Raw genomic sequence first — 20,339 nt, forward strand, 5'->3', positions numbered from 1 at the left:
CTCAGTCGGCGGCGGCGCGCACCTCGGGGTCCGGACCCGCCGGCGCCGTTGTCTTCGGCCCCGGCTTCTCCTGCCCCGGCTTTTCCAGAACAGTCGTCTCCACCCAGTCAGCCACGTGGCGGGCGACCGCTTCCCAGCCGGGTTCGAGCATCATGCTGTGCCCCATCTCCGGGAAGAACACCGGCTCCGTCCGGAAGGCGCGGGCGGTGGCCTCGACCTGGTCCCTGGGGATCAGCCGATCCTCCTCCGCGCCCAGCACGGCGACGCGGGCGCCGCGGGCCGGCAGGAGCGGGAAGGGGATCCAGCCGCCGATGTCGAGCAGCACGCGCTGCGACTCCTCCTGCATCAGCGGCTCGTAGCGCTTGGCCAGTTCCAGCGGCACCCGGTCGGAGAACATGGCGCGGCGCACCGCCTCCGCCTCGATGCCGTTGGAGAAGGTCATCAGCCTGCCCATCTGCTGGAACACGTAGGGGTCGCTCCAGGCCAGCCGCATCGAGGACTCCAGCAGGCCGTGCGGCGGGGCGGAGGCCATCAGGACCGCCCCCGGGAAGCGGCGGCGGATCAAGGCGCGTTGCACCACCATGCCGCCCATGGAATGGCCGATCAGCACCGGCATCGCCGAACAGGCGTCCACCGCGCTCAAAACATCATCCACATAGTCGGCGATGCCAAAGCTGTTCAGCCGCTCCCGCCCCTCGCTGGCGCCATGGCCGCGCAGGGACACGGCGTGCGCCTCCCACCCCTGCTCGGCGAACCAGGGCAGGAAATGCTCGTCCCAGATCCAGCCGCCACAGAAGGCGCCGTGGACGAACAGCAGGGGCACGGGCTTCACCGGTCCCGCAGGGCGACGGCTGAGGATTTCGAGTTGGGGCATGGGCGGTCCGATCCGGATGCTGCGGTGCGGTGGGAAACCAGAGGTAGCCCGCATCGCTCCCGCTGTCGACCCGCGCTCAGCCGTTGGCAGCCTTGAGCAGATGCGTGGCGAACCAGGACCGCGCGGAATCGGCCACCTGATCGAGCTTCCCCGTCTCTTCGAACAGGCGGCCGGCCCCCGGCACGACCTCCAGCGCCTTGGTGCAATGCAGCCGGGTGAAGGCGTCGTTGTTCAGGTCCAGCGCCGGGGCGTCCTTGCCGCCGACCACCAGCAGGGTGGGGGCGGCGACGGCGTTCAGCCACTCCCCCGCCAGATCGGGCCGCCCGCCGCGGCAGACCACGGCGCCGATTCCATCATGCTCCGCGGCACGCCCGGCCGCGATCAGGGCCGATGCCGCCCCGGACCCGGCGCCGAAGAAGCCGACGGGCTTGCGCTCCACCGCGGTGGTCGCGCGCAGGTGGCGGACGGCCAGCAGCAGGCGCTCGGACTGGCGGTGGACGTCGAACTGGTTGGCCGGGTCGGCTTTCTCCGCCTCGGTCAGCAGGTCCATCAGCAACGTGGCGAATCCGGCTTCGCGCAATCGCGCGGCGACGCGGACGTTGCGCGGGCTCATCCGTCCGCTGGAGGTGCCATGGGCGAAGATCACCGCCGCCGCGAAACCGGTGGACTCAAACTTGGCGGGCACGCCGAGTTGCCCCGCAAGGCCGAGCGGTGGAATGTAGAGCGTCGTCTCCATGCGCCTTTCCCCCTTTCGTTGGGCCTTGCCCCGGTGAGGTGCCCGGCCGGTGGCTTAACAGGCCGGATGGTCGGTCTGTGCCCGATGGCCTACAGTGATGATCCCGGACCGAATCCACAGATCGGTATCGTTCCCCGGTGAAGGGAGACCCACCTTTGTCAGACGAAGCCCCGACCAACGCGCCGCTCACCGTTCCAGTCCTCGACCCCGCCGCCGTCGGGGCGAAGCTCGGCGCCACCGACTACCCGGAGCCGTTCCGCGCGGCGGTCGCCGGGCGCCTGCGCAAGCGGCTGGGCAACCCGCTGGGAATCACCAACTTCGGCGTCAACCTGACCCGGCTGGAGCCGGGCGCCGCCTCCGCCCTGCGGCACTGGCACACCCGCCAGGATGAGTTCGTCTATGTGCTGGAGGGCGAGCTGACCCTGGTCACCGACGCCGGCGAGACGGTCCTGCGCCCCGGCATGTGCGCCGGTTTCCCGGCCGGAAGGCCCGACGGGCACCAGCTCGTCAACCGCACCGACGAGCCGGCGACCTATCTGGAGGTCGGCGACCGCACCGCCGGGGACGAGGCGCATTACCCGGACGAGGACCTGCGCTACGACAGCGTGACGGACCTCTTCACGCACCGGGACGGCACACCCTGGTGAGCGGGGGTCTCCCATCCGCTCAGGGCACCGCCCGCGCGCTGAGAAACGCCGGCTCCGCCAGTGGATAGACGGACCGCCGCAACCGGGTGATGTGCCGGGCGGCCTGGGCGCATTGGCTGCGCAGTTCGGGCACCGCGGTCATCTCCCAGAAGGGCGGCCGGCTGACCGGGCCGAGCGCGAACAGCCGGTCCGACACCCGACCATCCTCGCCGATCAGGGCGCCGTCCATGGTGACGTCGAGCCCCAGCCGCAGCGGGTCGGGCCGCGCCAGACCGCGGGTCAGCAGAGCCTTCACCAGCGGATGGCCGATCCGGCCAAAGTCGCACTCGGTGCCGGTGGCGTTGATGATGGTGCCCACGGTGCGGGTCCAGACGGTTCCCTCCGCCCCGCGGGCGCGGACGGTCGCCTCCACCCCGTTCGGCACGAGGTTCAGCGTCTGAAGGCGGCCGGCGCGGATGGTCAGCCGCCCATTCGCGCAGAGGGCGGCGATGCGGGCCGCCACCTCCGGCGCGATGCGGTGGCGATGGACCTCCCAATAGGGGCGGACATGGCGCAGGAAGCGCCGTCGCTCCTCCAGCGGCAGGTGACTCCAGATCAAATGATGGTAGGGGCGCAGCGCGTCGAAGGCCGACCGCCAGTCGAATCCCGTCTCCCGCGCGCGGCGGACGTCGGCCTTCAGGGCGATCATGACGTCGAGCACGGTGCGCGGCATCACCTGGGGATGGATGAAGCTCTTGAAGGGCCGCGTTTCCTGATGCGTCTGCGGCAGCAGGCCGCGGCGCGACAGGGCGAGGATGGGGCCGCGGTGCCCCTGGTCCTCCAGCGACAGGACGGTGTCCACCATGGTCAGCCCGGTGCCCAGGATCAGCACGGGCGCGTCGGGGGCGATCGTGGCCAGCGCCGGCCAGTCCCAGGGGGAGGCCACGTAGCGGCTGGAGGCGTAGACCTCCGGCGCCGGGACCGGCGGCGGCGAGGGGGCGAAGTTGCCGACGCAGAGAACCGCCGTGTCCACCGACAGGCTGGTCCCGCTGCCCAGCCGCAGCCGGGTGCCCCGCGCGTCGGACGCGATGTCCACCGCCTCCGCCTGCGACACGGTGAGCGAGACGTGGGGCGGGGCGGCGGCCACGGCCTCCCGCAGGACGTCCTGGATGTAGGCGCCGTAGCGGGCGCGGGAGACGAAGGCATGGCCGCTGGGCGGCACCGCCCCGGCACCCTCCTCTTGTGCCTCTTCGTCCTGCGCCCACAGCCAGCGCAGGAAATGCCGCGGGTCGTCCGGATAGGCGCTCATGTTGTAGGCGCGCACGTTCAGCAGATGCGCGGCGTTGGGCGTGGAGTAGGCGAGCCCGGCGCCGACGCTGGGCGTGCGTTCGATCAGGTGCAGGCTGGTCGGCTCATCGGCGCAGCGCATCAGGTGCGCGGCGAGGACGCTGCCGGTGAAGCCGGCCCCGATGATGGCGATGCGGCGTTTCGAAGGGCGTGCTGACAACGTCGTCGCTCCTCTGCTCTGGCCGTGCGAAGGGGGCGGTGATCCGGTGCCGGGGGGATGATCCTGCGCCGGATGCTCCAGCCGGCCACTCTTCGGTGCAGTGTTGCACAGGTCAACCGCTATTCCGGCGTAGAATAAACCCCTGGTACCGCTTGGGTATTTATGGTTAACAAGAAATTAACTATAACCGGGGATGGTTTCGCACCTTCGAACCATGTACGGCAGGACCGATGCGCGACCACCCCCTCCGACCCGCCCACACCATCCCGTGCAACGCCAACCCGGCGCCGTCGGACCGCCGCGAGCCCGACGTTCAGCTGGCCGCCATGGTGCCGCAGAGCGTCAAGCGCGCCGTCCGCCGTCGCGCCGAGGAGGAGGGAACGACGGTCCGCAGCGTCCTCCTGCGCGCTCTGAAGCACGCCGGGATCGCCGAGGTGGAGGAAGCGGAGATCGCCGACCGCCGCATCGCCGCCGGCGCCGAACGCTCCGGCGCCTGGAAGGCCGCGCGCACCCGTTGACGGAACGGTCGGGCCACGCGCACCGTCACACGGCACCATTTTCTGAAAGCCGCCTTGCATGAGCCTTCTTCACCGCCTGTTGCTGCTCGTCCTCGTGGCGATGATTCCAGCGGCCGTCATCGAGGTGAAGAACGAACTGGCCCTGCGCGCCGCGCGGGAGGCGGAGGTTGGGCGGGACGCCCTGCACCTCGCCGCCCTGTTCGAGGCGGAGCAGCACCGCATGATCGACGGGCTGCGGCAGGTGCTGACCACGCTGGTGAAGGCCGACCCGGCGCGCGCGCCCGGCTCCCCCGCGTGCCAGGCGCTGATGGACGACCTGCGCGCGTCCTACCCCGGCCATCTGGGCATCGTGATCGCCGGGCTGGACGGGGTGGTGCGCTGCGCGACCGATCGCGCCAGGTTGGGGATTTCCATCGCCGACCACGACTATTTCCGCGACGCGCTGGACAGCGGCCGGATGACGCTGGGCGAGCATGTCTTCGGGCGGACCGACGGCCGCTCCGTCATGCCCGTCGCGCTGGCCTTCCGGGACGCGGAAGGCCGGGCGGCCGGCGTGGTGACGGCGATGACCGACATCTCCTGGATCGCCGATTTCCTGTCGAAGCGGCCACTGCCCGCCGACGCGCGGATCACCCTGGTGGACCGACGCGGCCGGGTGGTCGCCCAGATGCCGCCGCTGCCGAGTCAGACGGCGCCAAATCAGACGGCACCGAACCACCTGGATGGCGGCGGGATGCTGTCCCCGTCCGTCATCGCGCTGCTCTCCCGTGACGCTCCCGGCGTTGCCGAGGTGACCGGGCTGGACGGGCGGCCGCGCATCGTCGCCTATCAGCCGACCGGCCAGAGCATGGACGGCATCGGGGTCGTCGTCTGCCTGGACAAGGGCGAGGCGCTGGGGCCGATCCGCGGCGCGATGATTCAGGCGATGACGGGCATCGCCACCGTGCTGCTGCTGACGCTGTTCACCGTCTGGTGGGGCGCCAGCCGGTTCCTGCGGCGGCCGGTGGCGGCGCTGGTCGCGACGGCGGAGCGCTGGAAGGGCGGCGACCTCACGGCGCGCAGCGGCGTGGCCGACCAGTCGTCCGAACTCGGCACGCTGGCCCGCGCCTTCGACGGCATGGCCGAGGAGCTGTCCCGCCAGCAGCAGATCCGCGAGCAGGCCAACGCGCTGGCCCACAAGACGGCCGCCGTGCTGGGCAGCATCACCGACGGCGTGTTCGAGGTGGACCGCCAGTGGCGCATCACCTTCGTGAACGAGCGCGCCCGGACGCTGATCGCCGGGGGGCGTGAGCTGGTCGGCCAGGAACTGTGGGACGTCTTTCCGGAGGTGTCCGCCAGCGCCTTCGGCGAGAACTACCGCCGCGCCATGCGGGACCAGACGCCCGTCGAGTTCGAGGAGTACTGCACGGCTTTCGAGGCTTGGTTCGCCGTGCGCGCCTTTCCGTCGCCGGACGGGCTGGCCGTCTTCTTCCAGGACACCACCGCCCGCAAGTGGGGGGAGGCGGCGCTGAATTCCGCCAACCGGGAAAAGAACGCTCTGCTGGCGCAATTGAACAGCCTGCTGCAGAACGCGCCGGTCGGCTTCGCCTTCTTCGACCGCGCGCGGCGCTACATCCGCATCAACGAGCAGTTGGCGGATTGCAACGGCATCCTGGCCGAAGCCCACATGGGGCGTACGCTGGCGGACCTGATTCCCGTCGTGGGCGCCAGCGTCGAACCGCTGATCGACCGGGTGTTCGACACCGGGGAGCCGATCCCCTACCGGGAGATCGTCGGCGAGACGCCCAGGGAACCCGGCGTGACGCGCCACTGGCTGACCGCCCTGTTCCCGGTCCATGAGGGGATGGAGGTCGCGGCGGTCGGCGCCGTGGTGATGGAGGTCACCGACCTGCGGCGGGCCGAAACCGCGCGCCGCCAGAGCGACGAACGCTTCCGGTCGGTCTTCGAACTGGCCGCGGTGGGCATCGAGCGGGTGGGATTGGATGGCCGCCTCCTCGACGTCAACGCCAAGATCTGCGACATCGTCGGCTACCCGCGGGAGGAGTTGCTGCGGCGGACCTACCGCGACATCACCGACCCGGCGGATCTGCCGGCGGAGGAGCAGCAGATCGAGCGGCTGCTGTCCGGTGAACTGGCCAGCTACGCCATGGAGAAGCGCTACCGCCGCAAGGACGGCGGAGCGGTGTGGGTGCGGGTGACCTCGTCGCTCGCCCGCATCACCGGCACGGAGCCGGCCTATCGCATCACCGTCGCCGAGGACATCACCGAGCGCAAGGCGATGGAGGCCGAACTGCGCGCCGCCCGCGACGAGGCGGAGCGCGCCAACCTCGCCAAGTCAAAGTTCCTGGCGGCGGCCAGCCACGACCTGCGCCAGCCGCTCCAGTCGCTGTTCTTCTTCACCGCCGCCCTGTCGGCCCATGTCGGAACTCCCGCGGGCACCAAGATCCTGACTCATCTGGAGCAGGGGCTGGACGCGCTGAAGGGTCTGCTGGACAGCCTGCTCGACGTGTCGCGCCTCGACGCCGGGGTGGTGACGCCGGTGTTCGAGGATTTCGACGTGGGGGAGGTGCTGGACCCGATCCGGGCCGCCTACGCGCCGGTCGCCGCCGGCAAGGGCATCGGCTGGCAGGTCGAGGTCGCCGCCGGGCGGGTGCGCAGCGACCGCACGCTGCTCGGCCGGCTGCTGCGCAACCTGGTCGAGAACGCCATCCGCTACACCGACAGCGGTCTGGTGCGGGTGCAGTGCCGGCCGGACGGGCGCTTCCTGTCGATTGTCATCCAGGACACCGGCATGGGCATCCCCGACGACCATATGGAGCGGATCTTCGAGGAGTTTCATCAGGTCGGCAACCCGGAGCGGGACCGCAACCAGGGCCTTGGCCTCGGCCTTGCCATCGTGCGGCGCCTGTCGCGGCTGCTCGACCATCCGGTGGAGGTGCGTTCCGCGGTGGGCAAGGGCTCGGCCTTCCGGGTGCTGGTGCCGATGGGCGAAACGGCGGTGGTTGCCGCCGCGGGCGCGGCGAGCACTGCGCCGGGGATGGGGCAGGGCCGCCTCGCCGTTCTGGTCGACGACGACGCCATCGTGCTGATGGGCCTTCAGCTGATCCTGACGGAATGGGGGTATGCCGTGCTGGCGGCGGGCAGCGCCGACCAGGCCATGGAACGGCTGTCGGCCCAGACCCGCGTTCCCGACATCGTCATCGCCGATTACCGGCTGCGCGAGGGGCGGATCGGGACCGAGGTCATCCTGCGCGTGCGGGAGCGTTACGGCGCCGGGGTTCCGGGGGTGATCCTGACCGGAGAGACGGGGCCCGACTGCCTGCTGGACGCCACCGCCCACGGCTTGACGGTGATCCACAAGCCGGTCACGCCCCGTGAACTGGCCGCGGCGGTGGACCAGCAGTTGAAGGCCATGCCGGCGTGAGGCCCGCGCTGCGGCCTTATCGCGTGAGGCCCCAGCGGCGATACCAGGCGTTCAGGTCGCGTGCGGAGCCGATCCGTATCTTCGGAAGGTCGGCCTGATCGAAGGTGCTCAGGTTGCGCGCCCGGTTTCTCGGGGTGGCGACGGCGATATGGCGGATCATCTCCCACTTGATGCTGTCCCGGCGGCCCTCCAGCGCGCCGCGCCGTTCCCGTTCGAACAGGGTTCGGCGGAAGTAGCGCAGCAGGCTGAGTGGCATGGGCACGTCCAGGTAGATCAGCCCCGTCGCCCGCTGGAAGCGCTGGGGGATGCAGCGCGAGTAGTTGCCTTCCATGATCCAGCGTTCGCCGGCGATGGCCGCGTCGTGCAGGGCGACGAATTCCTCGGTCGGCCGCGGCTGCCAATCCGTGTTGGGGGCGTGGTACAGCCGGTCGAGATGGACGACGGGAAAGCCGCTTTGCCGCGCGATCGCTTCGGCAAGCGTGGATTTTCCGCTGTTGGACGGCCCGAGGATGCAAATGCGGTGGCCGAGGTCGGAGAGCTGCATGGATTGGTACCGTTACGAAACAAGGCCCGGTCGGGCCGCGAAAAGCGCGGCGATCCTAGCGGGCGTCGGCGCGCCGCGACACCCCACCCATGCGGTACGCCGTCGGTGCCGTCCGGCGGTCAGTCCGCCTGGGCGAGTTCCTTCGCGGCGGGGCGGGTGGCGAGGGCGGCGCGGCCGGTGTCCGTCAGGCGGCAGACCAGCCAGTCCGGCTTCAGCGGGTTGTGGAACCAGCGCTCCGCCCAGCCGGATTTCAGGCAGCTTTCGATGGTCTGGCGCTTGACGCGCTGGCCGTCGCCGTCGAACAGGGGCAGCTTGCCGCCGGGCTGGTCCAGGCCGTTGCGCAGCCACGCCGCCTGCGCCTCGGTGGGGCGGCGTCGGGACGTGGTGCGTCGGGGTGCGGCCATGGTTCGTCGCCTCGGAAGATGTTGCGGCCCGGCGGCCTGTGGCAAGATTCGGGCATCCTACATCGAAAGGGTTCGGTCATGGAATTCGTCTTCGCCTACATCACCGCCGGATCGCGGGACGAGGCCCGGCGCATCGGCCGCGCGCTGGTCGAGGAGCGGCTGGCCGCCTGCGCCAACATCCTGGACGGCATGACCTCCATCTACCGCTGGCAGGGCGCCATCGAGGAAGCCACGGAAACGGTGCTGATCGCCAAGACGCGGGCGGAGCTGTTCGAGCCGCTGGCCGCGCGGGTGCGGGAGCTGCACGGCTACGAGGTGCCGTGCGTGGTCGAGCTGAGGGTGGGGCGCGGCAACCCGGCCTATCTGGATTGGCTGCGCGACGAGACCGCCTGAGCCCCGGTGGCCGCCGCATGCCTGCCGCCGCATGTCGGCCATGACGGCGGCGCATTGGACCGCCTCCGACCCGCGTGCCAGTTTCGCAAGGGTTGCTTTCAAGCGCAAATCATCCGGATGCGGAGAATTTCCATGACCGACACATCGGCGCGGCTGTCGATCGGCTTTTCCTGGATCGGCCACGCGCTGATGCACATCGTGTCGGCCCTGTTCCTGACCGTCGTCCTGGCGCTGGAACGGGAATGGAAGCTGCCCTACGACGAGCTGATCCGGCTGTGGACGCTCGGCGCGCTGATGATCGGCGTCGGTGCGCCGTTGGCTGGCTGGCTGGGCGACCGCTGGAGCGAATGCCGGATGATGGCGGTCTTCTTCCTGCTGACCGGGGCGGGGACCATCGCCTGCGGCCTGACCGACGGTCCGGAGGCGCTGCTGTGGGCGCTGGCGGTTCTCGGGCTCGGCTCCTCCATCTACCACCCGGTGGGCATGGCCTGGATGGTCAAGAACGCCACCAACCGCGGCAAGGCGCTGGGCTACCAGGGCATCTTCGGCACCATCGGCATCGCCTCGGCGGCGGTGGTGGCCGGCGGCCTGACGGAATGGCTGGGCTGGCGCTCCGCCTTCCTGATTCCGGGCGCGGTCTGCCTTGGGCTGGGCGTCGCGCTGGCGCTGCTGATCGCGATGGGCAAGGTCGAGGATCGCCAGGGCGACGTGAAGCCGATCCCCAAGGCGTCGCGCGGCGACGTCATCCGCGCTTTCTTCGTTCTGTCGGTGACGATGGTCTGCGCCGGGCTGATGTTCAACGCCATGCAGGTGGTGCTGCCCAAGCTGTTCGAGGCGCGGCTGAGCGACCTGCTGGGCGGCAGCACGCTGGGCGTCGGCGGCGTGGTAACGGCGGTCTATCTGTTCGCCGCCCTGCCGCAGCTCATCGGCGGGCATCTGGCGGACAAGTACCCGCTGAAGCGCATCTACACCCTGTGCCTGCTGGTCCAGGTGCCGATGATGGCGGCGGTGGCGGTCCTGGCCGACCTGCCGCTGGTCGGTGCGGCGGCGCTGGTCGTCGTCGCCTCGCAGGTGCAGATTCCGGCGGAAAACCTGCTGCTCGCCCGCTACACGCCGGAGAAGCACCGCGGGCTGGCCTACGGCGCCAAGTTCATCCTGTCCTTCGGCGCCGGCCCTCTGGCCGTGCAGCTCGTCGCCCTGGTCTATGAGCGGACGGGCGAGTTCGTCATGCTCTACATCACGCTGTCGGTGCTGGCGCTGGTCGCCTTCGCGGCGGCGCTGCTGCTTCCGCGCGACCGCGACGTTCCGGCCAAGCCCGCCGCGGCGCCGATGGCGGCGGCGGAGTAACGGCTCACATCCGGTCCGGCAGGCTGGGGTAGGGCGCGTCGCCGGGCAGATCGGCGACCACCGTCCACCCAGTCCAGGTCAGGAGCCACGCGTCGCCGACCCCGGCGGCGCGGATCTCGGCCAAGCGGCGCAGGGCGGTCGGGCGGTCCTCCGGCGGCAGGACGAGGCGATGGATGCGCCGGCCCCGCACGTCGGCGGTCACGATGTCGGCCTCCGGACGGCCCAGCCGCGCGCGCTGGGCTTCGGCCTGTCCACGTTTGGAAAAGCTGCCCGCCACCACGAGGAAACGCCGTTCGGTAGGGCGCGGCATCGGCGGCAGCGCGGCGATCTCCACCTCCGCCGTCACGGGAAGCGGCGCGGGGGATGGCGGGGCGGGGGCGGGCGACGGTTCCGTTTCCGGAAGGGGGACCGGCACGCTCTCGGCGCTGCGGACCACCGGCACGATCACCGGCTTGCAGACATAGCCCTGGCTCAGGACACGGAAGGTCGCGCAATCCTGCTGCAGCATCGCCGAGAGCATGTGGTCGGTGCTGCTCTTGTTGGTTCCGACATAGAGCATCCCATCCACCGCGAAGGACGCGGCGGTCATCGCCACCGGCGCCCCTGCGCAGCCGCCCAGCCCCACCAGCGCGACCGCCGCCACTCCCCGCTTGAGCCGTCCGCTCATGCCCTGCTTCCCCGCCCTGTTCGCGTCCCCACCCTGCTTGTGTCAGGGTCGGTGCTATGACCTGCGGAGGTCAATGGAACGGCCAGCGCTCAGCCTTTCGCGTCATGCCTACCTCTTGCGAGGCATCCCTCCGCCCGCCGGGCCGGACGCCGCGGCGGACGGAGGGAAGCCGGCATCAGGCGGACAGCGCGCGGTCGAGGTCGGCGATGATGTCCTCCACGCTCTCCAGCCCGATGGACAGGCGCAGCACGTCCGGACCGGCGCCCGCCTGGGCCTGACCTTCCGGCGAGAGCTGGCGGTGCGTGGTCGAGGAGGGGTGGATGATCAGCGAGCGGCTGTCGCCGATGTTGGCGAGATGGCTGAGGAGCTGGACGTTCTCCACCACCTTCACGCCGGCGTCGAAGCCGCCCTTGACGCCGAAGGTCAGCACGGCGCCGGCCCCCTTGGGCAGGTACTTCCTGGCGAGCGCGTGATACTTGGAGGATTCCAGCCCGGCGTAGCTGACCCAGCCCACCGCCGGATGCCTCTCCAGGAACTGCGCGACCTTCAGGGCGCTGTCGCTGTGGCGCTGCATGCGCAGCGGCAGCGTCTCGATGCCGTTCAGCGTCAGGAAGGCGTTCAGCGGCGCCTGGCTCGGCCCGAGGTCGCGCAGACCGACGGCGTGGCCGTGGATGGTGAAGGCCAGATGACCGAAGGTCTCCTGGAACTTCAGCCCGTGATAGCCGGCGTCCGGTTCCGACAGGGCGGGGAATTTGCCGGACTTGCCCCAGTCGAAGGTGCCGCTGTCGACGACCACGCCGCCGACTGAGGTGCCATTCCCCGACAGGAACTTCGTCGTGGAGTGCACGACCAGCGTGGCGCCCCACTGGATCGGGTTGATCAGGTACGGCGTTGCCAGCGTGTTGTCGACGATCAGCGGGATGCCGGCCTCGTCGGCGATCTTGGCGATGGCCTCCAGGTCGGTGACCACGCCGCCGGGATTGGCGAGGCTTTCCACGAAGATCGCCTTGGTCTTCGCGGTGATGGCGGCGCGGACGTTCTCCGGCTGGTCGGTGTCCACGAAGACGGACTTCCAGCCGAAGGCGCGCGGGAAGCTGGTGCCGAGCTGGTTGAGCGTGCCGCCGTAGAGCTTGCGCGAGGCGACGATCTCGTCCCCCGGCTCCATCAGCGGGAACAGGGCGAGCAGCTGCGCGGCGTGGCCGGAGGAGGTGGCCGTGGCCCCCGCGCCGCCTTCCAGATTGGCGAGCCGCTCCTCCAGCACCGACACGGTCGGGTTGGTCAGGCGGGAGTAGATGAAGCCGACCTTCTGGAGGTTGAACAGCGAGGCCGCGTCGTCCACGTCGTCGAAGACGAAGCTGGTCGTCTGGTAGATCGGCGTCTGGCGCGCCCCGGTGGCGGGGTCGGGGGCGGCGCCGGCGTGGATGGCGCGGGTCTCGAAACCGAAGGACTTCTGCTCGCTCATGATGGCTTCCTCTGCTTTTTACATCAGTTTTTTGAAGGATTTGGCCGGTGCGGCCTTCTTGGACGTCAGGATGTTGGAGTTGACGCCGATGCGCCCGATTTCATGGAACAGGCGCTGAAGCTCGATCTTGGGACAGCGGTTCATGACCACGGTCAGCCCCGCCGCCTCGGCCCGCGCCGCCGCCTCGTCGTTGCGCACGCCGAGCTGCATCCACACCACCTTGGCGCCGATGGCGATGGCCTCGTCGGTCACGCCTCCGGCGGCGGCGGCGTTGCGGAAGACGTCCACCATGTCCGGCGGCTCCGGCAGCTCCGACAGGCTGCCGTAGACCCGCTCGCCGAGGATGGTCTGGCCGGCCAGCTTCGGGTTGATGGGGATGACGCGGTAGCCCTTGTCGCGCAGGTATTTCAGCACGATGAAGCTGGCCTTCACCGGGTCGTTCGACGCGCCGACCAGGGCGATGGTCTTCACCCGGTCCAGGACTTGGCGGATGAATTCATCGCTGTAGCCGTCGTGCGAAGGGGAGGGGCCGCTCATTGGCCGCACCACACCGGAGGGCGCTTCTGCAGGAAGGCGTCGATGCCCTCCTCGGCGTCGCGGGCCAGCATGTTCTCGGTCATCACGCGGGCGGCGTAGGCGTAGGCCTCCTCCACGTCCAGCTCGATCTGGCGGTAGAAGGCTTCCTTGCCGATGGCGAGCGTCAGCGGCGACTTCGCGGCGATCTTGCCGGCGGCCTCCGCCACCACGGCGTCGAGCCGGTCGGCCGGCACCGCGCGGTTGACGAGGCCGATGCGCGCCGCCTCGTCGGCGCCGATCAGGTCGCCGAGCAGAAGCATCTCCATGGCCGCCTTGCGCCCCACGGCGCGGCTCAGCGCCACCATCGGGGTGGAGCAGAACAGGCCGATGTTCACGCCCGGCGTGGCGAATCGCGCCGTGTCGGCGCAATAGGCGAGGTCACAGGTGGCGACGAGCTGGCAACCCGCCGCCGTGGCGATGCCGTGGACCTTGGCGATCACCGGCTGGCGGAGCCGGCTGACCGTCAGCATCAGTTTGGAGCACTGGACGAACAGCGACTCATAGGCCGCGCGGTCCGGGTTGGCGCGCATCTCCTTCAGGTCGTGCCCGGCGCAGAAAGCCGGCCCGGCTCCGGCCAGCACCACGGCGCGGACCGCGGGGTCCTGGTGGATGGCGTCCAGCTCCGCCTGCAGCGCGCCCATCAGCCCGACGGACAGGGCGTTGCGCGCCTGCGGGCGGTTCAGCGTCAGGGTGGCGACCCCGTCGCGGTCCTCGCGGAGAACCAGCGGCGCGGAGTCGCCGATGAGGGGCGGGGTGTCGTTCATCGCTGTCCAATCCTCCCGGATGTTTTGATCGTTGGCGGGAACAGTACCCCGACCGCCCCCGCCACGGAACCGGGCGTGTGGTCCGCCCATCTAACGGTGCCGCCACGGACAACTCAACCAATTTGTTGATTGAAATAGTAGATTTAATTCCGGCTGGCTCCGGGTGATTGTGTGAAATTGGCGGCGGTGCGAGGCGCTTGGCGGGGCGGACGATGTTCGCCATGATCGGATGACCACAAGAAAAAACCATGGGTGAGGGAATGAGCGCGCCGGTCGTGTCCGCCGAGGAACTGGAAGCCCTGATTCGCGAGGGTGTGCCGCTGGTCGGCAATTATGGAATCAGCATCGAGCAGCTCGGCGCCGGGACCGTGCGCATGAAGCTGCCCTACAACGACAGCTTCGTCCGTCCCGGCGGCACGGTGACCGGGCCGGCGATGTTCGGTCTGGCCGACGTGGCGCTCTACGCCGCCGTGCTCAGTCTGATCGGGCGGGTGGAACTGGCGGTGACCACCAGCATGACCATCAACTTCCTGCGCCGTCCGGCGCCGGTCGCCATCACCGCGGATTGCCGGATTCTGAAGATGGGCAAGCGGCTGGCCTACGGCGAGGTCCTGCTGTTCTCCGAGGGCGATCCGGAGCCCGTCGCCCACGCCACAGGCACCTACTCGATTCCGCCGCACGACCCGGTGACGCTTGCGGTATCAGGATACCATGATCCGGAGAACGCCTGAAAAATCCAATGATATCAATAACTTTGCTTTCGCGGTAAAATGATACCGCGACCGTAGGCCGTTGATGTAAAAGAGATATTTTTCCGTTGACAGAGTCCCCGTGCGCTGCGTACAACACCGGCCGCTTCGGCGCCCCGGGGATTGAACGTCCAGTTTCGGTGGCCCGCCGATCCACGTTTAGTCAACGAGTGTGGCGATGAAGACCTTCAATCTGAAGCCGACCGACATCGAGAAGAAGTGGTACGTCGTCGATGCCGACGGCCTCGTTCTCGGCCGGCTTGCCAGCATCCTGGCGAACATCCTGCGCGGCAAGAACAAGCCGACCTTCACCCCGCACATGGATTGCGGCGACCATGTCGTCGTGATCAACGCGGAGAAGGTCAAGCTGACCGGCAACAAGCGCCAGGACGACATCTTCTACTGGCACACCGGTTATCCGGGCGGCATCAAGGGCCGTTCCAAGGGCCAGATCCTGGACGGCAAGTACCCGGAGCGCGTGATCGAGAAGGCCGTGGAGCGCATGGTTCCGCGCGGTCCGCTCGGCCGCAAGGTGATGACCCACCTGAAGGTCTACAAGGGCGCCGCCCACCCGCACGAGGCGCAGCAGCCGGTCGCTCTCGACGTTGCGGCCATGAACCCGAAGAATAAGCGGAGCGCGTAATCCAATGGCTCAGGTTACCACCACCCTTTCCGGCCTGAAGGACATCGCTGCCGCTCCGGCCGCCGCCTCCGCCGAAGTGGTCGCCCCGAAGCTGGACGCCCAGGGCCGCGCCTACGCCACCGGCAAGCGCAAGGACGCCGTCGCCCGCGTGTGGATCAAGCCGGGCTCCGGCAAGATCGTCATCAACGGCCGCGACCAGGAAGTCTACTTCGCCCGCCCCGTGCTGCGCATGATGATCGCCCAGCCGTTCGGCATCACCGACCGCGCCGACCAGTTCGACGTGATGGTCACGGTGGCCGGCGGTGGTCTGTCCGGCCAGGCCGGCGCGGTCCGTCACGGCATCTCCAAGGCGCTGACCTACTTCGAGCCGGCGCTCCGTCCGCCGCTGAAGGCCGCCGGCTTCCTGACCCGCGACGCCCGCGTCGTCGAGCGTAAGAAGTACGGCAAGGCCAAGGCCCGCCGCAGCTTCCAGTTCTCGAAGCGCTAAAGCCTACCGCGGACCCGCGTTACTGCTGTACAAGCGAGGGGCGTCCCGACGGGACGCCCCTTTCTTGTTTCAGGTCTGTTTCACTTCTCTTCACCGTTCCGTGCCCATCCCCGTGCGTCAAAAGGAACAGCGTCCATGGCCAACAGCACTTCCCCCATCCGCGTCGGCATTCTCGGTGCGTCCGGTTACACCGGCGCCGAGCTGGTGCGCATGCTTCTCCGCCATCCCGGCGTGGAGATCTGCGCGCTGACGGCCGAGCGACAGGCGGGGAAGCCCATGGCGGAGGTGTTCCCGCATCTGGGCCAGTTCAACCTGCCCGGCCTCGTGAAGATCGAGGAGGTCGCCTGGGACAAGCTGGACGCCGTCTTCTGCGCCCTGCCGCACGGCACCACGCAGGAGGTCATCGCCGGCCTGCCGCGCCACATCAAGGTGGTGGACCTGTCCGCCGACTTCCGCCTGTCCGACCCCGCCGAATACGCCACCTGGTACGGGCATGAGCACCGCGCCGTGGAGCTTCAGAAGGAGGTCGCCTACGGGCTGACCGAGTTCAACCGTCAGGGCGTGCGCAAGGCGCGCGTGGTCGCCAATCCCGGCTGCTACCCGACCTGCTCGCTGCTGGCCCTGCTGCCGCTGCTGATGGACGAGATGATCGAGCCGGGCGGGATCGTGATCGACGCCAAGTCGGGCGTTTCCGGCGCCGGGCGCGACGCCAAGCAGCAGAACCTCTTCACCGAGGTATCGGAGGGCTTCAACGCCTACGGCGTCGGCCACCACCGCCACATGCCGGAGATCGAGCAGGAGCTGCGGCTGGCCGCCGGGCGTCCGGTGACGGTCAGCTTCACGCCGCACCTCGTCCCGATGAACCGCGGCATGATGGCGACGATCTACGTCCGCATGGCCGACGGGGTCACCGCCGACGACCTGCGCGCCACGCTGACCGCGCGTTACGAATCGGAGCCTTTCGTGAACGTCACGGCGGCGGGCATCGCCCCGGCGACGCGCCACGTCCGCGCCTCCAACCAGGCGCTGATCGGCGTCTTCCCCGACCGCACCCCGCGCGGCGCCATCATCGTTTCGGTCATCGACAATCTGGTGAAGGGCGCCTCCGGCCAAGCCATCCAGAACATGAACGTCATGTTCGGCCTGGGCGAGACGACCGGCCTGGAACAGGCCCCGCTGTTCCCGTGACCGAAGAGAAACAGCCCGAGGAAAAGTTCCCTGCGATGTCCGGCCTGATCTTGCCCTTCCAGGGCGCGCATCCGAAGATCGACCCCAGCGTCTATGTGGCGCCGACGGCCTCGGTCATCGGCGACGTGGAGATCGGGCCGGGCAGCAGCGTCTGGTTCGGCTGCACCATCCGCGGCGACGTGAACGAGATCCGAATCGGTGCGCGCACCAACATCCAGGACGGTACCGTGATTCACGTCGCTTCGGCGGGGCAGGGGACCTACATCGGCGACGACGTGTCGATCGGCCACATGGCCCTGTTGCACGCCTGCACGCTGGAGAGCGGCTGCTTCATCGGCATGCAGGCCTGCGTCATGGACGGGGCTTACGTCGAGTCGGGGGCCATGGTGGCCGCCGGGGCCCTGGTGACCCCTGGGAAGCGTGTTGCCGCCGGGCAACTTTGGGCCGGAAGTCCCGCAAGACCCGTGCGTGCACTTACGGAAAAGGACACATCTTTCTTCCCGGTAAACATCCGGAACTACGTGCGGCTTGCTCAAATCTACAGAGAGGGCTAATACCTCTTTAGTGCGTCGCAGCACTGTGGCATACTAGCAACAGTGACACCGGCACGAAACGTGTAGGACTTCCGGAGGGTATGTTTGTACGTGGACAAACCCCACATGTTTCGCGTTTTGTCACGTTACATGCACGCGATATGTCCTATCGTTTGTGCGATTCGTCCTCCGCGAACCAAGCGGTAGGGAGTGTGTCTCTAAGGGAGTGGAGAAATGAACAGCTTCTTCCGCGCTACCATGGCCGTCGTGCCGGCCGCCGTCGTCGCTTTCGGCCTGACCGCCGGGGCTCAGGCCCAGAGCGCTGACACCGCCGAGTGGTGCAACCCGGTCATCGGCTGGAACGACACCCCGGTCCGCACGGCGGATGGCGGCTACGCCACCCACCAGGGCAGCTACAAGTGCCCGCCGGCCGCCGCTCCGGCGGTTGCCCCGGCCCCGGCCGCCCGCGCCCAGACCGAATACCTCGTGTTCTTCGACTGGGATAAGGCCAACGTCACCCCGGCCGCCGATCGCGTGATCGGCGATGCGGCCGCCGCCATCGGCAAGGGCGCCAACGCCCGCGTCCATGTCGTCGGCCACACCGACACCTCGGGTTCGCCGGCCTACAACCAGCGTCTGTCGGTGCGTCGCGCCGAGGCGGTGAAGCAGGCCCTCGTCTCCAAGGGCATCGCCGCCGGCGCCATCACCACCGAGGGCAAGGGCGAGAGCCAGCTCCTGGTGCAGACCGGCCCGAACGTCCGCGAGCCGTCCAACCGTCGTGCGCAGATCCTGCCGCGCGGTGCGAACGCCCCGTCGTCGTAAGGCGCAGGTTCCCTTTCGGGACACGGAACCCCGGACCTCGGTCCGGGGTTTTCGCTGACAAAAGAAAAGGCCCCGGACTTCGGTCCGGGGCCTTTTCTTTTTGGCCGTCCCTTTCGGTCCGGGCATCCGGAGGGCGGCGGACCGCCCTCCGGATTCGGGGCATCAGACGATGCGCACCTTGGCGTAGGAGCCGGGGGCGTCTTCCAGGACGGGCAGGCCGCCCTTTTCCGGATTGCGCGCCGGAACCTTGCCTTCGGAGAAGGTGGAGACCCAGTTGTTCCACTCCGGCCACCAGGAGCCGGGGGTCTGCTCCGACGACGCCAGCCAGTCGTCCGAGGCCTTCGGCAGCTTGGCGTTGGTCCAGTAGCAGTACTTGCCGGCGGCCGGCGGGTTCACCACGCCGGCGATGTGGCCGGAGGCCGCCAGCACGAACTTCACCGGGCCGGAGAACAGGTGGGCGCCCATGTAGGTGGACTTCCACGGCGCGATGTGGTCCTCGCGGGCCGACAGGAAGAAGGACGGGGTCTTCACGTTGCGCAGGTCGATCGGCACGCCGCCCAGCGACACCCCGCCCGGCTGGGCCAGCAGGTTCTTCTGGTACATGTTGCGCAGATAGAAGCTGTGCATCGCCGCCGGCATGCGGGTCGAATCGCTGTTCCAGTAGAGCAGGTCGAACGGGAACGGGTCCTTGCCGAGCAGGTAGTTGTTCACCACGAACGACCAGATCAGGTCGTTGGCGCGCAGCATGTTGAAGGTGGTCGCCATCTTCGAGCCGTCCAGGTAGCCCTGCTGGGCCATCTGGCTCTCGATCATGGTGAGCTGCTCCTCGTCGATGAAGACCGACAGCTCGCCGGCTTCGGTGAAGTCGAGCATGGTGGTGAAGAAGGTGGCCGACTTGATGCGGTCGTCCTTCTTGGCCGCCATGTAGGACAGGGTGGAGGCCAGCAGCGTGCCGCCCAGGCAATAGCCGATGGCGTTCACGTCCTTCTCGCCGGTCACCTTCTCGATGGCGTCCAGCGCGGCCAGCACGCCCTCGAACATGTAGTCTTCGAAGCCCTTCTGGGCCAGCTTCTCATCCGGGTTCACCCAGGACAGGACGAAGACGCTGTGGCCCTGGTCGACCGCCCACTTGATGAAGCTGTTCTTCTCGCGCAGATCCAGGATGTAGTACTTGTTGATCCAGGGCGGCACGATCATCAGCGGCCGCTTGTTCACCTCCGGCGTGGTCGGGGTGTACTGGATGAGCTGCATCAGGTCGGTCTGGAAGACGACCTTGCCCGGGGTGACGGCGATGTTCTTGCCGACCTGGAAGGCGTCGTAGTCGGTCATGGAGATGCGCAGCTCGCCCTTGCCGCGCTCCAGATCCTTCAGCAGGTGCTCCAGGCCCTTGACGAGGTTCTCGCCGCCCGTCTCGATGGTCGTGCGCAGCACCTCCGGGTTCGTCATGACGAAGTTGGAGGGCGCCATCGCGTCGACGAACTGGCGGGTGTAGAAGTCGACCTTCTTGGCCGTGTGGTCGTCGAGCCCGTCGACCTCGTTGACCGTCGACTGCATCCACCGGGCCGACAGCAGGTAGGACTGCTTGATGAAGTCGAACAGGGTGTTCTCGTCCCAGGCCGAATCCTTGAAGCGGCGGTCGTCCTTCGCCGGGGCGATGACCGGCTGGGCCTCCTGGCCGAAGAAGCGCTGGGTGGTGCGCTGCCACAGGGTCAGGTAGTCCTGCCACAGCGTCATCTGCGCCTTCATCAGCTTGGCCGGGTCGGCCATCATGCGCGTGGTCATCTCCAGGAACGCATGGCCGACGCCCATCGGGTCGGGGTTCTTCGCGCCGACGCCGTCCGAGGCCTGACGGGACAGGAATTCGGTGACCAGCCGCTGGCTCTGCTCGGCGATGCGGGTCATCGCCCGCGACATCTCCACCGGATCGGGAAGCTTGACGTCAGGGGCCTGGTTTTCGGCCATTGGTGCGGTCCTTCTTCTTTAGGCGAGTTTTAGGCTTCAGGAGGGACGTTGTGCGGTTTATACAGTGCCTGCCGGAAGTCTGTTCGGTCGGAGTGCGGTCCGGTCCTGGCATC

The 20,339-nt window shown here is 68.7% G+C and carries 21 protein-coding genes; 11 read left to right on the plus strand and 10 right to left on the minus strand.

The features are described 5' to 3' along the window. Nucleotide 1: 1 nt before the first annotated feature. Entirely contained in the window at nt 2–874 is an 873-nt protein-coding gene (locus D3869_RS13550) for an alpha/beta hydrolase (RefSeq protein ID WP_137140447.1), read from the minus strand. A 76-nt stretch (nt 875–950) separates the two neighbouring features. Next, nucleotides 951–1,610: a dienelactone hydrolase family protein gene (locus tag D3869_RS13555; RefSeq protein WP_137140448.1), complete on the minus strand. Its 660-nt coding sequence runs from the start codon at nt 1,608–1,610 to the stop codon at nt 951–953. A 155-nt stretch (nt 1,611–1,765) separates the two neighbouring features. Between D3869_RS13555 and D3869_RS13560 the strand changes: the two genes are divergently transcribed. Continuing rightward, nucleotides 1,766–2,257, plus strand: coding sequence for a cupin domain-containing protein (locus D3869_RS13560; RefSeq protein ID WP_137140449.1), 492 nt, complete (start codon nt 1,766–1,768; stop codon nt 2,255–2,257). Between the two features lie 19 nt (nt 2,258–2,276). Here the strand turns inward: D3869_RS13560 and D3869_RS13565 are convergent, their stop codons facing one another. Beyond that, nucleotides 2,277–3,743: an FAD/NAD(P)-binding protein gene (locus D3869_RS13565; protein ID WP_137140450.1), complete on the minus strand. Its 1,467-nt coding sequence runs from the start codon at nt 3,741–3,743 to the stop codon at nt 2,277–2,279. A 230-nt stretch (nt 3,744–3,973) separates the two neighbouring features. On the opposite strand from D3869_RS13565, the gene D3869_RS13570 reads away from it, so the two are divergent. Further along, nucleotides 3,974–4,261: a hypothetical protein gene (locus tag D3869_RS13570; protein WP_137140451.1), complete on the plus strand. Its 288-nt coding sequence runs from the start codon at nt 3,974–3,976 to the stop codon at nt 4,259–4,261. 58 nt (nt 4,262–4,319) lie between these two features. Beyond that, nucleotides 4,320–7,685, plus strand: a complete 3,366-nt coding sequence (locus D3869_RS13575) for a PAS domain-containing protein (RefSeq protein ID WP_137140452.1) — start codon at nt 4,320–4,322, stop codon at nt 7,683–7,685. Between the two features lie 16 nt (nt 7,686–7,701). On the opposite strand, the gene D3869_RS13580 is transcribed toward D3869_RS13575, so the two are convergent. Together D3869_RS13580 and D3869_RS13585 are read right to left on the minus strand one after the other, a co-directional pair. After that, complete coding sequence (locus D3869_RS13580; RefSeq protein WP_137140453.1) at nt 7,702–8,229, minus strand: isopentenyl transferase family protein; 528 nt, start codon at nt 8,227–8,229, stop codon at nt 7,702–7,704. Between the two features lie 119 nt (nt 8,230–8,348). After that, nucleotides 8,349–8,633, minus strand: coding sequence for a hypothetical protein (locus D3869_RS13585; protein ID WP_137140454.1), 285 nt, complete (start codon nt 8,631–8,633; stop codon nt 8,349–8,351). A gap of 78 nt (nt 8,634–8,711) precedes the next feature. Here D3869_RS13585 and cutA point away from each other — a divergent pair, with 78 nt between their 5' ends. Together cutA and D3869_RS13595 are read left to right on the plus strand one after the other, a co-directional pair. Then, nucleotides 8,712–9,026: a divalent-cation tolerance protein CutA gene (gene cutA, locus D3869_RS13590; RefSeq protein ID WP_137140455.1), complete on the plus strand. Its 315-nt coding sequence runs from the start codon at nt 8,712–8,714 to the stop codon at nt 9,024–9,026. 132 nt (nt 9,027–9,158) lie between these two features. Further along, a complete protein-coding gene (locus D3869_RS13595) occupies nt 9,159–10,373 on the plus strand; it encodes an MFS transporter (protein WP_137140456.1) in 1,215 nt (404 codons plus the stop codon). A gap of 4 nt (nt 10,374–10,377) precedes the next feature. On the opposite strand, the gene D3869_RS13600 is transcribed toward D3869_RS13595, so the two are convergent. The 4 genes from D3869_RS13600 to D3869_RS13610 form a co-directional block, all read right to left on the minus strand. Then, nucleotides 10,378–11,040: an SPOR domain-containing protein gene (locus tag D3869_RS13600; RefSeq protein WP_137140457.1), complete on the minus strand. Its 663-nt coding sequence runs from the start codon at nt 11,038–11,040 to the stop codon at nt 10,378–10,380. A gap of 175 nt (nt 11,041–11,215) precedes the next feature. Further along, nucleotides 11,216–12,502 (minus strand): O-acetylhomoserine aminocarboxypropyltransferase, encoded by a 1,287-nt coding sequence (locus tag D3869_RS13605; protein ID WP_247895648.1) that lies wholly within the window; start codon nt 12,500–12,502, stop codon nt 11,216–11,218. A gap of 18 nt (nt 12,503–12,520) precedes the next feature. Next, a complete protein-coding gene (locus D3869_RS33735) occupies nt 12,521–13,039 on the minus strand; it encodes a CoA-binding protein (RefSeq protein ID WP_247895649.1) in 519 nt (172 codons plus the stop codon). Beyond that, a complete protein-coding gene (locus D3869_RS13610) occupies nt 13,036–13,842 on the minus strand; it encodes an enoyl-CoA hydratase (RefSeq protein WP_137140458.1) in 807 nt (268 codons plus the stop codon). Before D3869_RS13610 ends, D3869_RS33735 begins: the two co-directional genes overlap by 4 nt. Before the next feature lie 260 nt (nt 13,843–14,102). Between D3869_RS13610 and D3869_RS13615 the strand changes: the two genes are divergently transcribed. The 6 genes from D3869_RS13615 (at nt 14,103) to D3869_RS13640 (ending at nt 18,264) form a co-directional block, all read left to right on the plus strand. Then, the gene (locus D3869_RS13615) at nt 14,103–14,573 is read left to right on the plus strand and encodes a PaaI family thioesterase (RefSeq protein ID WP_137140459.1); all 471 of its coding nucleotides are present in this window, start codon (nt 14,103–14,105) and stop codon (nt 14,571–14,573) included. A gap of 196 nt (nt 14,574–14,769) precedes the next feature. Then, a complete protein-coding gene (gene rplM / locus D3869_RS13620) occupies nt 14,770–15,234 on the plus strand; it encodes a 50S ribosomal protein L13 (protein WP_014240247.1) in 465 nt (154 codons plus the stop codon). A gap of 4 nt (nt 15,235–15,238) precedes the next feature. Then, a complete protein-coding gene (gene rpsI / locus D3869_RS13625) occupies nt 15,239–15,721 on the plus strand; it encodes a 30S ribosomal protein S9 (RefSeq protein WP_014240248.1) in 483 nt (160 codons plus the stop codon). A 135-nt stretch (nt 15,722–15,856) separates the two neighbouring features. After that, the gene (argC, locus tag D3869_RS13630; protein WP_014240249.1) at nt 15,857–16,909 is read left to right on the plus strand and encodes an N-acetyl-gamma-glutamyl-phosphate reductase; all 1,053 of its coding nucleotides are present in this window, start codon (nt 15,857–15,859) and stop codon (nt 16,907–16,909) included. 35 nt (nt 16,910–16,944) lie between these two features. Next, nucleotides 16,945–17,463 carry a gamma carbonic anhydrase family protein gene (locus D3869_RS13635; protein ID WP_137140460.1) on the plus strand — a complete coding sequence of 173 codons (519 nt, stop codon included), beginning with the start codon at nt 16,945–16,947 and terminating at the stop codon, nt 17,461–17,463. Between the two features lie 213 nt (nt 17,464–17,676). Further along, nucleotides 17,677–18,264, plus strand: coding sequence for an OmpA family protein (locus tag D3869_RS13640; protein WP_035673278.1), 588 nt, complete (start codon nt 17,677–17,679; stop codon nt 18,262–18,264). Between the two features lie 162 nt (nt 18,265–18,426). On the opposite strand, the gene D3869_RS13645 is transcribed toward D3869_RS13640, so the two are convergent. Then, nucleotides 18,427–20,226 (minus strand): PHA/PHB synthase family protein, encoded by a 1,800-nt coding sequence (locus D3869_RS13645; protein ID WP_137140461.1) that lies wholly within the window; start codon nt 20,224–20,226, stop codon nt 18,427–18,429. Between the last annotated feature and the right edge of the window lie 113 nt (nt 20,227–20,339).

It is taken from the genome of Azospirillum brasilense (assembly GCF_005222205.1).
Classification (GTDB): Bacteria; Pseudomonadota; Alphaproteobacteria; order Azospirillales; family Azospirillaceae; genus Azospirillum; species Azospirillum brasilense_G.

What these genes read in the sequence shown, in the direction of transcription:
- D3869_RS13550 (WP_137140447.1), bottom strand. Translation starts at nt 874, where the DNA reads ATGCCCCAACTCGAAATCCTCAGCCGTCGCCCTGCGGGACCGGTGAAG.
- rpsI (WP_014240248.1), top strand. Translation starts at nt 15,239, where the DNA reads ATGGCTCAGGTTACCACCACCCTTTCCGGCCTGAAGGACATCGCTGCC.
- D3869_RS13640 (WP_035673278.1), top strand. Translation starts at nt 17,677, where the DNA reads ATGAACAGCTTCTTCCGCGCTACCATGGCCGTCGTGCCGGCCGCCGTC.
- D3869_RS13585 (WP_137140454.1), bottom strand. Translation starts at nt 8,633, where the DNA reads ATGGCCGCACCCCGACGCACCACGTCCCGACGCCGCCCCACCGAGGCG.
- D3869_RS33735 (WP_247895649.1), bottom strand. Translation starts at nt 13,039, where the DNA reads ATGAGCGGCCCCTCCCCTTCGCACGACGGCTACAGCGATGAATTCATC.
- D3869_RS13600 (WP_137140457.1), bottom strand. Translation starts at nt 11,040, where the DNA reads ATGAGCGGACGGCTCAAGCGGGGAGTGGCGGCGGTCGCGCTGGTGGGG.
- D3869_RS13605 (WP_247895648.1), bottom strand. Translation starts at nt 12,502, where the DNA reads ATGAGCGAGCAGAAGTCCTTCGGTTTCGAGACCCGCGCCATCCACGCC.
- rplM (WP_014240247.1), top strand. Translation starts at nt 14,770, where the DNA reads ATGAAGACCTTCAATCTGAAGCCGACCGACATCGAGAAGAAGTGGTAC.
- D3869_RS13635 (WP_137140460.1), top strand. Translation starts at nt 16,945, where the DNA reads ATGTCCGGCCTGATCTTGCCCTTCCAGGGCGCGCATCCGAAGATCGAC.
- D3869_RS13595 (WP_137140456.1), top strand. Translation starts at nt 9,159, where the DNA reads ATGACCGACACATCGGCGCGGCTGTCGATCGGCTTTTCCTGGATCGGC.
- D3869_RS13570 (WP_137140451.1), top strand. Translation starts at nt 3,974, where the DNA reads ATGCGCGACCACCCCCTCCGACCCGCCCACACCATCCCGTGCAACGCC.
- D3869_RS13575 (WP_137140452.1), top strand. Translation starts at nt 4,320, where the DNA reads ATGAGCCTTCTTCACCGCCTGTTGCTGCTCGTCCTCGTGGCGATGATT.
- argC (WP_014240249.1), top strand. Translation starts at nt 15,857, where the DNA reads ATGGCCAACAGCACTTCCCCCATCCGCGTCGGCATTCTCGGTGCGTCC.
- D3869_RS13555 (WP_137140448.1), bottom strand. Translation starts at nt 1,610, where the DNA reads ATGGAGACGACGCTCTACATTCCACCGCTCGGCCTTGCGGGGCAACTC.
- cutA (WP_137140455.1), top strand. Translation starts at nt 8,712, where the DNA reads ATGGAATTCGTCTTCGCCTACATCACCGCCGGATCGCGGGACGAGGCC.
- D3869_RS13645 (WP_137140461.1), bottom strand. Translation starts at nt 20,226, where the DNA reads ATGGCCGAAAACCAGGCCCCTGACGTCAAGCTTCCCGATCCGGTGGAG.
- D3869_RS13580 (WP_137140453.1), bottom strand. Translation starts at nt 8,229, where the DNA reads ATGCAGCTCTCCGACCTCGGCCACCGCATTTGCATCCTCGGGCCGTCC.
- D3869_RS13615 (WP_137140459.1), top strand. Translation starts at nt 14,103, where the DNA reads ATGAGCGCGCCGGTCGTGTCCGCCGAGGAACTGGAAGCCCTGATTCGC.
- D3869_RS13610 (WP_137140458.1), bottom strand. Translation starts at nt 13,842, where the DNA reads ATGAACGACACCCCGCCCCTCATCGGCGACTCCGCGCCGCTGGTTCTC.